Source organism: Endozoicomonas sp. SESOKO2, from assembly GCF_024606245.1.
Lineage (GTDB): Bacteria > Pseudomonadota > Gammaproteobacteria > Pseudomonadales > Endozoicomonadaceae > Endozoicomonas_A.
In genome coordinates, this window is record NZ_JAHHPQ010000038.1 from 17,633 (window position 1) to 30,632 (window position 13,000).

General features: G+C 49.1%; 10 protein-coding genes. 6 read left to right on the forward strand and 4 right to left on the reverse strand.

Annotated features, from left to right (window positions below; all coding sequences use genetic code 11):
* Positions 1–159: 159 nt before the first annotated feature.
* Together KDK17_RS00920 and KDK17_RS00925 are read right to left on the reverse strand one after the other, a co-directional pair.
* The gene (locus KDK17_RS00920; protein WP_257287139.1) at positions 160–1,335 is read right to left on the reverse strand and encodes an ankyrin repeat domain-containing protein; all 1,176 of its coding nucleotides are present in this window, start codon (positions 1,333–1,335) and stop codon (positions 160–162) included.
* Between the two features lie 146 nt (positions 1,336–1,481).
* Positions 1,482–2,135 (reverse strand): thiopurine S-methyltransferase, encoded by a 654-nt coding sequence (locus KDK17_RS00925; protein ID WP_257281270.1) that lies wholly within the window; start codon positions 2,133–2,135, stop codon positions 1,482–1,484.
* A gap of 330 nt (positions 2,136–2,465) precedes the next feature.
* Here KDK17_RS00925 and KDK17_RS00930 point away from each other — a divergent pair, with 330 nt between their 5' ends.
* From KDK17_RS00930 to KDK17_RS00950, 5 genes are all read left to right on the forward strand, one after another.
* Positions 2,466–3,782, forward strand: a complete 1,317-nt coding sequence (locus KDK17_RS00930) for a Bcr/CflA family multidrug efflux MFS transporter (RefSeq protein ID WP_257281271.1) — start codon at positions 2,466–2,468, stop codon at positions 3,780–3,782.
* A 112-nt stretch (positions 3,783–3,894) separates the two neighbouring features.
* A complete protein-coding gene (locus KDK17_RS00935) occupies positions 3,895–4,905 on the forward strand; it encodes a type I glyceraldehyde-3-phosphate dehydrogenase (RefSeq protein ID WP_257281272.1) in 1,011 nt (336 codons plus the stop codon).
* A gap of 134 nt (positions 4,906–5,039) precedes the next feature.
* Positions 5,040–6,437 carry an adenosylhomocysteinase gene (gene ahcY / locus KDK17_RS00940; protein WP_257281273.1) on the forward strand — a complete coding sequence of 466 codons (1,398 nt, stop codon included), beginning with the start codon at positions 5,040–5,042 and terminating at the stop codon, positions 6,435–6,437.
* 88 nt (positions 6,438–6,525) lie between these two features.
* A complete protein-coding gene (gene metF / locus KDK17_RS00945) occupies positions 6,526–7,377 on the forward strand; it encodes a methylenetetrahydrofolate reductase [NAD(P)H] (protein ID WP_257281274.1) in 852 nt (283 codons plus the stop codon).
* An 89-nt stretch (positions 7,378–7,466) separates the two neighbouring features.
* A complete protein-coding gene (locus tag KDK17_RS00950; protein ID WP_257281275.1) occupies positions 7,467–8,192 on the forward strand; it encodes a 16S rRNA (uracil(1498)-N(3))-methyltransferase in 726 nt (241 codons plus the stop codon).
* Here the strand turns inward: KDK17_RS00950 and KDK17_RS00955 are convergent.
* Positions 8,158–8,718: a chemotaxis protein CheW gene (locus tag KDK17_RS00955; protein ID WP_257287140.1), complete on the reverse strand. Its 561-nt coding sequence runs from the start codon at positions 8,716–8,718 to the stop codon at positions 8,158–8,160. The two genes, KDK17_RS00950 and KDK17_RS00955, sit on opposite strands and share 35 nt — an antisense overlap.
* A 12-nt stretch (positions 8,719–8,730) precedes the next feature.
* Positions 8,731–12,633: a response regulator gene (locus KDK17_RS00960; protein WP_257287141.1), complete on the reverse strand. Its 3,903-nt coding sequence runs from the start codon at positions 12,631–12,633 to the stop codon at positions 8,731–8,733.
* 12 nt (positions 12,634–12,645) lie between these two features.
* Between KDK17_RS00960 and KDK17_RS00965 the strand changes: the two genes are divergently transcribed.
* The coding region (locus KDK17_RS00965) for a hypothetical protein (protein WP_257287142.1) at positions 12,646–13,000 on the forward strand (355 nt) is incomplete at its 3' end.

The window sequence follows — 13,000 nt, forward strand, 5'->3', positions numbered from 1 at the left end:
GGCAAGACATTTAAAAACCTTCCTGTGACTTATGGCTGTCTTCATTTTGTAGATCAATGTCACTGACTTAAGGCGTTAATCTCTTCATAGCAAGGGCTATTAAATTCAGGAACTAACCGCAATAAATCCAAGGAATAGTCATGGGTTATGACCCCATGACTATTCCTTGGATAAAGATTCGAGAAGATCCGGGTTTTTAGAAAGGAGGAGTTCCATAAGCTCCGGGCTTTCACGACGAATATGACTGAGAAAACCCGGTTTTTCAGAAAAGAATCTTTCAAGTAATTCCGGGTATTTAATAACGAGGTATGACAAAAACTGTGGGCTTTCACCAGCGAGTTGACTCAGAAAACCCGGGTTATCAGAAATGAATTTTTCAAGAAATTCCGGATGTTCAGAAAAGAATTCCGGAATGTTAACAGAAATCACCCTTTTCGCAGTACCTTCAATGTAATAACCACTCATAGCGGGTTCTTCAAGAGGTGGTAGATTCCTTTCTTTGCGATAGTCTGCTAATAATTCTCTGATTTCAATGTATGAATCAGGCCTGCCTGCGTTATGAGCTGAATTAAGATGCTCGGCGCACCTGTTATTTTCATTAAGAATTAGAGGATCAGCCCCCAAGTCTAATAAATACTTCACTACATTTGCATGGCCATGAATAACTGCAAGCATGATTGCTGTATTTCCATTAGTCCCATTTTCCATATCAAATGTCTGGTTTAATTGTTCCTGATTCACGTACAGAGCCTTAACTAAATCCAGCTTACCGAATCTGCATGCAAGAGCAAATAGAGTAATAGCAGGGAAACTTCTAGTGGTCTTCATATGAAAAGAAAACGGGATTGTTAACCTGGCAAGTTCATCGGCACCGTACTCAGCTATCAACCTTACAGCTTCCGAAGTATCAGGGTCAGTGCTATCAGGGTCTGTAATCACCTTTACAAGGCTCTCTGCAAAACGCTCCGGGTTGGCATCTCCTGTAGAGATAGCCATAGCCTCTCTTTTCATTATATTGCGCTGTTGGGATTCGGCCTCTGAGTCATCAGTGAATGGCTTTTTCTGTGTTTTGAAACTATCACTACTATCACTCTGAGCAGCTTCATTTGAAGTTGAAGCTTGTGAATACGCTTGAATATTACGATCCACGATGGGTGTGGCAGAGTCTTGGGTATCACTTTTTCGTAAATTTATTCGCAGTGGTAGCTCTAACCTTGCGAATACGTTAATCGAAGAAAGCTTACCATCTTTATCGTGTGTAACTTTAGTAGTCACTTCATTAGCAGTCAGTCCATCATAATTGAATGGCTGAATGCCAGCTTTTGATATATCCATACTTAAACATCTCCGTAAGTAATTTTATGTAAACCCAATTGGAAATTTCATTCCATAACCAGCTAAGACAGCAATAATCAACCAGAGTTCCTTGTTACCTTGCGAAAAACGCAAATATTTTAGAAAAAGACCGGGAAGTTGAAAGCTTAAGTTACTGCTACGAGTTTGTAGACCGCTTCGATCAACTCGCTAATGCCTTTCTCCCTCAAGTTGGTTGAAGCCGGTGAGTTGTGTGTATCCAGCTTGATCACTTCAAACCGCGGTGAATATAAAGCTCTGACTTCCTGCTCCTGAACCGAAAAAGGAGGGCCCGAAACCAGATCCTGATCATACTCAACCGTGATCAAAAGGCCTTCCTGTAAATGGGGTGCAGTGTTTAACAGTTGTTCAACGTATTGCTGTCTCATCTCCCGGGGCAATGCAACCAGAGCGGCACGGTCGTAAAAAACGGTGCTGTCAATGAAGCCCTTGGGTAAAGCAAAGAAATCACCTTCGAGGATATGTATATCATCGGCTTGCCAATGTCGGTAAGCCTGAACCTCTGTCACTGCCGGTTGCAGTGACTGCTCCTGATAGAACGATTCCACAGCGGCTTTTACCAGCTCTGTACCGATCACTTCCAGCCCCTGTTGTCTGAGCCAGACCATATCCAGACTCTTGCCACACAATGGCACCAGCACTGAGCGGACTTCTGACAGGTTCAGTTGTGGCCAGAATTTCAATAATGTCCCGTTGAATTCAGATCTGTGAAAACCAATCCGTCCTTCTTTCCAGCGATTAACCCAGTCAGGATTGCTCATTGTTGTCCTCTCATGCATTTAAGCCGTGTGTGGCCTGAGTTTGTCGATCAGCACTGACAAAACACTGATAACGGCAAAGCTTACGAGATATACCAGAGTGCACCCCTGATATTATAAATTTGCCTATCAAATATATTTTTTTATGTCGATAAGACTTAAGATAGCGTTATAAAACTGCCATCTCTTCTGTATACGACAGCGAACTTATTTTTATTCCTCAACCTTGCGACGGCAGTGTCGCAACCTTGCATCTGTGCAGCCCAGACAGAAGGAATACAGCACAAACATTTAATGATTTCAGCGACTCATCCGCGTGATCCAAGGAAGTACATGACCATCAATATCGAAAGCAGTCCTGAGCCAAAAGCAACCAGGCAAGAAGATAAAAAACATGGCATTTCAATGAGCCATAGCCGCGACAGGCTACTTTTCATACTGACCCTGGGTGCCTTAACCGCACTTGGCCCTATGGCAGTCGATCTCTATCTCCCGGCAATCCCTGCGATTGCAAAAGAGTTGGGAGAACCCCTGAGCATTATCCAGTATACACTCAGCGCCTACACTGTGGGCTTTGCCTTGGGGCAGCTGTTGTATGGACCTCTCTCAGACCGTTTTGGCCGCAGGAAAATAATGTTTCCGGGTCTGGTTGCTTTTATGGTGACCAGTGTCATGGCCGCACTCTGTGAAAACGGTCTGCAACTTATTGTTGTCCGAATTCTGCAGGCCATGGCCGCTGCTGCAGTCATGGTCACCATTCCCGCCATGGTCCGGGATCTGTTCTCACGGCAGCAAAGCGCAAAGATTATGTCGTCTATTTTAATGGTCATGACAATAGCTCCTCTGATTGCCCCCCTGCTGGGAGGTCAGATGCTTAAATTCATGGGTTGGGAAAGTCTGTTTATTTTTCTGGCTGTCATGTCAGCACTTGCCATGGTGCTGGCTGCTTCAAAAGTTCCGGAAACCCTCCCGGAGGAGAAAAGACTGGTGATTCCTGCCAGTCAGCTGTTCCTGATCTACCTGTCCGTCCTGAAAAACCGGGAGGCTATGGGCTGTATCCTCTGTCATGGGTTTTTCTTTGGCGGTATGTTTGCTTTTATTACCGGCTCACCCTACGTATATATCGACCTGTATGGGGTCAAGCCAGAGCATTATGGCCTGCTGTTTGCCGTCAATATCATTGCGATGATGGTCATGAATATGATCAATATTCGTCTGATAGATCGCCTGCCACTGTTCACTATCCTGAAAACAGGCAGCATTCTTGCCAGTATCAGCGCTGTAGTGATGGTGGTTAATGCAAAGTTTGAAATCGGTGGGCTGGTTGGGTTGATGATTCCTGTGGTGATTTACGTCAGCTGCATTGGTCTGACAGGCCCTAACTCCAATGCTCTGGCCTTGTCTCACTTTCCAAGATCTGCAGGCACAGCCAATGCTATGTCCGGTGCACTTCGCTTCACTATTGGTGGTATTGCTTCTGCGGTAGTAGGTCTGCTTCATAATGGTACTAATATACCTATGACAGCCGTGATAGCCGTCTGTGGTTTGCTCTCCTTTGCATCCTTGTTACTGGTCAGGAACAAGTGCATCCCATCGGATGAAGTGACGCCGGAAGGCACTTCAGATTCAGAAGTCCAGACGCCTGCCTGATCGAACCAGAGCCCTGCCTTGGCAGTACGGTGGGGCAAATATTTTTTATCGCCTCTGGTATTGCGCTTATAATAGCGACCCATTCAGCAGTAATGAGCCTGACAGCAAGACTATGTTTCGAATAGCCATCAACGGGTACGGCCGTATTGGCCAGTGTGTTCTTCGTGCTCTTTACGAGAATGGTTATCGCAAAGACTTGCAGGTCGTTGCCATCAACGAGCTGTCTGATCAGGACACCCTGACCTACCTGACCCGCTATGACACTACCCACGGTCGCTTTCCCGCCAGAGTGGAGTCTTCAGAAAATCAGCTCATAGTAGCAGGCGACCGAATCCAGCTTATTCACGAAGCCCGGCCTGAAAATATTGACTGGAAAAGCCTTGATATTGATCTGTTACTGGAGTGCTCAGGGTCATTCAGAGAAAGGGCGTCAGCGGAACAACACGTAGAGAGTGGTGCCCGTAAACTGCTTTTTTCACAGCCTGCAAAGCCGGATGTAGACGCCACGATTGTCTTTGGTATCAATGAGCAGGATCTCAACCGTGATCAGCGCATTGTCTCCAGTGCTTCCTGTACCACCAATTGCATTGTGCCTGTTATCAAGACCCTGAATGATGCCCTTGGTATAGAGTACGGTAGTATCACAACTATTCATTCAGCGATGAATGATCAGCCGGTAATCGATGCATACCACCATAGCGATCTCAGGCTGACCCGAAGTGCGTTGCAGTCGATCATTCCTGTGGATACCGGACTGGCAAGGGGTATTGACAGACTGCTTCCTGACCTTCGGGGCTGCTTCAAAGCCAATTCCATCCGGGTGCCCACCATCAATGTTTCGTGTATGGATCTCTGCGTTCATGTCAAACAGGAAACAACAGCAGAAGAAGTCAACCGGATTCTGGAACAGGCTACCCATGGTCGTCTGGAAGGAATTCTGGGCTTCTCCAATGAACCCCACGCATCAGTAGACTTCAACCATGATGCCCGCTCATGTGTGGTCGACGGTACCCAGACCAAAGTAACTTCTGGCAAGCTGATCAAGCTGCTTTGCTGGTTTGATAATGAGTGGGGCTTCTCCAACCGTATGCTCGATGTAGCCAACTACTGGCTGAGGCAGTGAAAAAGCTGACCAGTCGATTGCATTCCCGGAGTATTGCTTATTCAAAATCTATATCAAAAAAAATTGATATAGATTAAGGTGACTGTTAGACTTCAACCTGTTTTTCGGTAATTACGCATAACAGGATTATACCCATGAGCGCCACTCCTGCAGTTGTTCAGAGCTTTACTGACTATCGGGTTGCCGACATTTCCCTGGCCGAGTGGGGTCGCCGCGAAATACAGATCGCTGAAGGTGAAATGCCTGCCCTGATGGCTATCCGCCAGAAGTACCAAGATCAGCAGCCTCTGAAAGGAGCGAAGATCATGGGCTGTATTCACATGACCATTCAGACCGCTGTACTGATTGAGACCCTGGTCGATCTGGGTGCTGATGTACGCTGGTCTTCCTGTAACATCTTCTCCACCCAGGATCATGCTGCTGCGGCAATAGCTGCTGCGGGTATTCCTGTATTTGCCTGGAAGGGGGAGACGGAAGAAGAGTTCTGGTGGTGTATTGAACAGACCATTCTGACAGAAGGTGGTCAGCCCTGGGATGCCAATATGATTCTGGACGACGGCGGCGACCTGACTCTGATGATGCACGACAAATACCCTCAGATTCTGGATAACATCCACGGTATCTCCGAAGAGACCACTACCGGGGTTCATCGTCTGCTGGAAATGCTCGAGAAAGGCACTCTGAAAGTACCGGCGATCAACGTTAACGACGCGGTTACCAAGAGCAAGAACGACAACAAATACGGCTGTCGTCACTCATTGAATGATGCTATCAAGCGGGGTACAGATCACCTGCTTGCGGGTAAAAAAGCCCTGGTGATTGGTTACGGTGATGTCGGCAAAGGTTCTGCTGCTTCCCTGAGTCAGGAAGGTATGATCGTAAAAGTCACCGAGATTGATCCTATCTGCGCCATGCAGGCCTGCATGGACGGTTTTGAAGTGGTGTCTCCATACATTAACGGTCTCAACGACGGCACTGCTGCCAGTATCAACACAGACTTATTGGGCACTACCGATTTGCTGGTAACCACCACCGGTAACCTGCACGTTTGTGACCGTGAAATGCTGAAAGCGCTGAAGAGCAGCTGTGTTGTCTGCAATATTGGTCACTTTGATACCGAAATTGATACGGCTTTCATGAGAGAGACATGGGCGTGGGAAGAAGTTAAGCCTCAGGTCCACAAGATCTGGCGTGACAAGGACAGCAATGATCACCTGATTCTGCTCTCCGAAGGTCGGCTGGTCAATCTGGGTAATGCCACAGGTCATCCGTCTCGTATCATGGACGGTTCATTTGCTAACCAGGTTCTGGCCCAAATTCATTTGTATGAAGAAGGCTTTGCCAACCTGCCCGCTGACGAGAAAGCCCGGAGCCTGTACGTGAAGGTTCTGCCCAAGAAGCTGGACGAAGAGGTGGCAAGCTACATGGTGGAGGGCTTTGGCGGGGTCATCACCCAGCTGACCGAACAACAGGCAGACTACATTAATGTTGCTGTTGAAGGTCCATTCAAAGCGGATGAGTACAAGTACTGATCAGCATTGAGCCTGCGCCTCTGTGCAGGCTCCTGGCGCTTATAAAGAACCACAAGCGCCAGAGCAGTGACGAAGGTTTAAATTAAAGATGACGACTAGCGATAAAAAGCTGACTATCAGCTTTGAGTTTTTTCCGACCAAAACGGAAGAGGGTGCTAAAAAGCTTGATCAGACCGCGATCGAGCTCTCCAAATGCCAGCCAGAGTTTTTTTCTGTAACTTATGGTGCTGGTGGTTCCACCCGTGACAGAACACTTGATACCGTATTGAGTGTTCGCAATTGCACTGATATTCCTACTGCCCCTCATCTCTCCTGTGTGGGCGATAGCAAAGCCCGGTTGAAAAGCCTGCTGGAGCAATACCGGAGTCTGGGAATTAATCGAATCATTGCTCTACGCGGCGATCTGCCATCGGGTATGGGGCGCTCAAACGGAGAGTTGCAGTACGCTAATGAACTGGTGGAATTTATCCGGGCAGAAACCGGTGATCATTTTCATCTGGAAGTCGCTGCTTATCCGGAAGCCCACCCTCAGGCGCAAAACTTTGAAGCGGACCTGGTTCACTTCAAACGCAAGGTGGATGCAGGGGCCAGTTCAGCCATTACCCAGTACTTCTTCAACGCTGACAGCTATTTTAACTTTGTCGATCGTGCCAGAGGTCTGGGGATTGATCTGCCGATTATCCCGGGTATTATGCCTATCACCAACTACACCCGTCTGGCTCGTTTCTCCGATGCCTGCGGTGCAGAAATTCCAAGATGGGTTCGCAAGCAGCTGGAAGCTTATGGTGATGATATCAACAGCATCAAACAGTTTGGTGAAGAAGTGGTCACCCGGATGTGTGAAAGACTCGTTGAGCAAGGTGTTCCCGGGCTGCACTTCTATGCCCTGAATCAGGCTGCACCCTCCAAAGCAATCTGTCAGAACCTCAAGTTGTTCTGAACCCGCGGCCGGAGGCCGGGAGTGCTTTTGGCCTTAATCCATTGTCTTTTCTCACTCTCAGGGAGTCACGACCTTGCCATGGGAACGTCATGAGAAATCCTCGAATCTATACCGATCAGCCTTTGGCAAAAGGTCAGGTCGTTGAGTTAACCGACAGTGCTGCCAACCATGTCGGTAAGGTTCTTCGCATGAAGCTTGAGGAGCCCCTTGTCCTGTTTAATGGCATTGGGGCGTCGTGGCAGGGAACGATTCAGTCTGTTGCAAAAAAAACCGTTACTGTTGTCCTGGAAGCAGAATTGAGTCAGGTCACGGAATCTCCCTTGAAAGTCCACGTGGGTCAGAGTCTTAGCAGAGGTGAGCGAATGGATTACGCTATCCAGAAGGCCACCGAGATGGGCGTGACTGAAATAACGCCGCTCTTTTCTGAGCGCTGTGAAGTCAAGTTGAATGCAGAACGTCAGGCAAAGCGAGTCAGACACTGGCAACAGATCGCTATCAGTGCCTGTGAACAGTGTGGTTTGAACAGAGTTCCGGTTATTCACTCGCCTGAGTCTGTGGTGGGCTGGATGGCGAAGCAAAACGCTGACCTGAAGTTTGTACTTCACCACCGAACCGAAAAAAAACTGGAGAGATTTGATCAGCCAGAAACGGTTACTCTGTTGATCGGTCCGGAAGGTGGGTTGACTCAGGAAGAAATTACCAGCGCGGAGTCGTCAGGCTTTCGAGCGCTGGCACTGGGTCCCAGAGTTCTGAGAACGGAAACCGCTCCGATCACTGCAATCAGTGTGATGCAGTATCTCTGGGGCGATCTGTAATTATTGCTGACAGCTGTTGTTCCACTTTTTCAAGATCAGGAATGGCGGCGGGGATACCCCTGATAATGACCCTGGATGTTTCTGCTGAACCTTTACTGTTATTGGCTTCGATAGCGGGCTGAAGTTCACCCGCTGTCAGATCCAGAGCCTGAGGAATGCCCTGTATCACCATGCCATAAAAAGGCAGCTGTTCATTCCCGGTAATGCTGTGCATAACAGCAATCCTTGCTGTGGCAGAGAATTCTGCAAAGCGACCACCATTGATTCGTTCGAAGGAAATCAACGGGAGCGCTTGTCCCCGCCAGTCAATTTCACCAAGCAACCATGGGCTTGTCTCACTGCCACCGGATGGACGACTGTAGTCCACAACATCGGCAATACAGGAGACAGGGAGCAGAAGCGGTTTCTGCTGCATTGGGATCAAACGGGAGTTCAGGCATCTGCTCTTTATTCGCTCAGGGCTGCTCATCCGCTCAGGGCTGTTCACCTGTTCAGGGCTGTCAATCTGTTCAGCACTGCCGGTCATGACGCTACTCCTTTATTGATTATTGTGAGCTTTGGCTCCGATCAATTTTTCGATGGAGGCCAGCATTTCATTTTCCTGAAAAGGTTTACCCAAATATTCATTAACACCCAGGCTGAAGGCTCTGGCTTTATGTTTCTCACCGGTTCTGGAGGTGATCATGATGATCGGCAAAGACTTCAGTCTGCCATCATTGCGAACGGCACTGGCCACCTCATAGCCATCCATCTTCGGCATTTCGATATCCAGAAGTATGATGTCATAGCTGCTTTCAGCCAGCCTGGTCATGGCTTCGACACCGTCCCTCGCAGTTTCAACCAGGTAGCCATTTCGCTCCAGCAGACGGGTGGTTACTTTACGTACAGTCACTGAATCGTCCACCACCAGAACACGCTGGATGGTTTCTGCTTCTTCTTCCATCTGGCTGGTCAGTTCTACACAGTGCTGTTCAATCCGGTGTCTGTGAAACAGTGTGGCAGGATCGATAATGATGGCGACACGGCCATCTCCAAGAATAGTGGCACCATTGACACCTACAAGACCAGCAAACTGTGGACCCAGACTTTTGGCAAAAATTTCACTACCACCCATGATTTCATCCACGTGCAGAGCCAGATTCTTGCCGCCCCGCTGTACGATCACAACCGGGCACTGTTCGGGCTGAATTTTGGGGTTAGCATCCCCCAGAAGTTCCCCCAGGAAGATGAGCTGGTGCCCCTCACCGCCGTACTGCAGGGGGGTATTGTTCTGGTAGCAATCGATCAGGACTTTGCGATCCAATACCGTAATACCATCAATAGCCTGCATAGGCAGGGCGTAAAGGTTGTCGGCAACCTCAACCATCAAGGCACGGTTTACCGACAGAGTGAACGGTAAACGGAGCTTGAAGGAGGTGCCTTTGCCAGGCTCGCTATTAATCTGGATGCTACCACCCATCTGACGCATTTCAGTATTGACCACATCCAGACCCAGACCTCGACCGGAAATTTGGGTGACAGATTCAGCCGTACTGAAGTCTGGCTCCAGAATCAGCTGGGCAATCTCCTGGTCGGTTAGCTCATCTTCCGGAGTGATCAGATGTTTTTCCAGTGCCTTGGCGTGCACTGCCTGAAGATTGATGCCCCGGCCATCGTCGCTGAGTTCAATAACAATGTCGGCACCATCCCGGGCGATAGCAAGCGTCAGATTGCCGGTTTTTGGTTTGCCCAGTCTCAGACGGTCCTCAACAGACGGCTCAATACCGTGGTCAATGGCATTTCGAAGCAGATGTTCCAATGGTGCGAGGATCCGTTCCAGCATAGTACGGTCCATCTCACCTTCGGCGTTGGTGACATTCAGGTTAACCGGCTTGTCCAATTCAGTTGACAACTGACGGGTAATCTTACGAAGGCGCGGCAGTAGACGACTGAATGAAACCATTCGGGCCTGCATCAATTTTTCCTGAAGCTCAATCAGAGTTCTGGATTGTTGAAGCAGCAGGGATTCTGCATCACGATTTTTTTCCTGAATACCTTCCTTCAGATCCTGAAGGTCAGTCGCAGATTCAACGAGCGAGCGGGATAGCTGGCTTAGTTCTGAATACTGGTCCATTTCCAGCGGATCAAATTCAGGGTTACTGCCGTACTCTTCTTCAAAGGTGGAAATAATCTGGGCCTGAGTTTCGGTATCCAGACGACTCAGTTGTTCTTTTACCCGGTCGATGGTGCTGTTCATCTCCACGAGGATGCTACCGATGTCGTGAATCTGCTGCTCAATACGACCCCGATGAATATTCGACTCACCAGAAAGATTAATCAACGATTCCAGAAGCTGCGCAGGGACACGAATCAATTCGATATCCTTGGACAGCCTATGGGCTGCGCTGCTGGTAACAGGCGTTTCTATGCGTGTCGTCGCAAGAGCAGGCTCTTCTACGATAATTTCAGGCGCATTAGAGGCATTTTTTCCGGATTCGGGCTCTCTGAAAACGTCCTTGTTCAGAGGTTCTTCAACAAAAACCAGAGTGTCACCCACTGCCGTGTCCGCGGGCTGTTCACAGGTTGTGTCAGTCTCTTTTTTGACCCGACCTAAATAGTCAGGAAGAACCTCTAAAGGTGCTTGAGTGGTTGCAGGGGTGGGCAATTCTGCTTCAGAGTCATTATTGATAGCCCACATCTCCAGCTTTTCTACCATCGGAATGACTGAATCGGGTGTCTGCTGGTGTTTAAGGGCAATCAGCATCTGGTCGACCTGATCGTGAGCAGCCTGCAACAGGTGAACCGGTGCTTTATCTGCAGCACTTCTGCCTGTGGCAATAGCACTGTAGATAGCTTCAATGGCGTGACTGAGATCACCCAGTTCCGGCTGATCAGCCATTCGAGCACTGCCCTTGAGGGTATGCAGAGAACGCTGCAGATCGGTTAGGGTTGTCAGGTTCTCGCGATTATTTAGCCAGTCATCCAGAGCATGGTGGCAATCTTCTGCAAGATCAGTAGCCTCCTCCAGGAACAGTTCCAGCAGTTCAAGGTCATGCTCTTCCAATTCCGTTTCAATGTTGAGAGCCGCTGCCTTCTCAGTAACTATGGGCTCCAGCAGCATTTCTTCAACATCTTTAACAACGACAGTTGCTTCAGCCTCTGGCTCAAGAGCAGGTTGCTCTTCAATGGCAGGCTCTTTTGTCAGGGACTCCAGAACGACTTCTTCAACTTCAGGGCTTTTAATCACGAACTCTGGAGTAGATGACGCCAGAACAACCTCTTCAATTTCAATATTTTCAAAGACGGGCTCTGCCTGAGCCGCTTCAGCGACGAGCAGAGCTTCCAGAGACTCCCTGAGCTCTGCAAATACCGATTGCGGTGGCACCGGAGTTTGCTGGGCTGCAACCATATTCATCATATCGACCAGGGCTTCAAAGCCGTTGGATAGTGGTGCTGCAAGAACCCCCGGTAGAATGTTTTGATGCTTGTCCAGATAGTTCATGACATCCAGAAGCACGTCACATAGCTCAGCCAGAGACGTTAGTCGTGCTTCGTTTGCCCGTTCAGCCAATATTGTCAGTTCTTTCTGGAACAGTGCCAACTCTTCCCCGGGTAGAGCGTTGCGCCAGGTAGACAGATACTCATCGGCATCCAGCAAAAGGCTCAGATCGCTGTGGGCAAACAGCTGGGTATCCTGACCGCCAGTGTATTTTCTTTTGGTGGACTGTGCCTTATATTGCTCGGAGATGAGCTGGGCATTAAGTGCTTCCAGCCAGGACAGGTAATTTTCAGAGTCCAGTTCTGGTTGCCCGGGTGACAGGGCCAGCTGCTCGAGGCCGTCTTCAATTAGCTCAAGACCCTTCTCCAGCATACTGATCACCCGGTCATTGGCCGGAATCAGGTGAGCTCTGAAATCCTTGATGTTCTTTTCAAGGGCAACAATGATCTCAGCGAGGGGGGCTATCTCTGCCATCAGGGCAATACCCTTCATGGTATGGAGAGAGCGTTGTACCTGGTCACTGATTTGACGTTTACCGCCCTGAACTTTTACCTGGTCAACAAAGGATTGGACGACTTCCAGATGAGCCCTGGACTCGCCGAGAAATACGTTGAGCAGTTGGATGTCGTAAGCATCCTGTTCGGTCGACTCTGAAATGTCTTTCTGAACCTGTATCTCTGCTTCGGACTCTGGCACTGGCTTTGATAACGCTTCAACAATGGCCAGTTGCGTCACCATTGGGTCGGGTTGATCTGTCCGCTCGAAATCGATATCCGGATCACTGACGATGGCGTCATCAATAGAGTCTTCCTCGTCCTCAATGGTGTATTTTTCACCTTTGGATAAGGCATCTGCCTGCTCCATGCAGACCAGAACATCGTGAGTCAGAACCTGACTCTGCTCGGCAAAGTCCGAAATCAGTCCCGGCAGCATATGGGTAACCCGGCTAACCAGTTTGCTCAATTCAGGGCTGTTATGTACGGTTCCGTCGATCTGGCAGTTCAGGCTTCTGTGACCCTCACCAACAGACAAAGACCTGTAGAAGTCAGCCCATACGATGTGGTCCAGTTCAATTTCACCACGTCAGGCAGCGCAGAGGCAGAGGCTCCGACTCAAGCTTCACGGGTGGCTGAGCCCGGACAGCCGCAAGCCCCTGCTTCGATAGTCGAAGAAGTCCCTGCTGAACAGGAAAGCATCATCGACGACGAGCTACTGGCAGTCTTCATTGAAGAAGCCGGCGAAGTTCAGGCGCAACTGACTGAAGGTGTCACGGGCTGGGTCAATGATCAGGATGACCTCAAAGCCATGAAAGATGTCCGCAGGGCTTTCC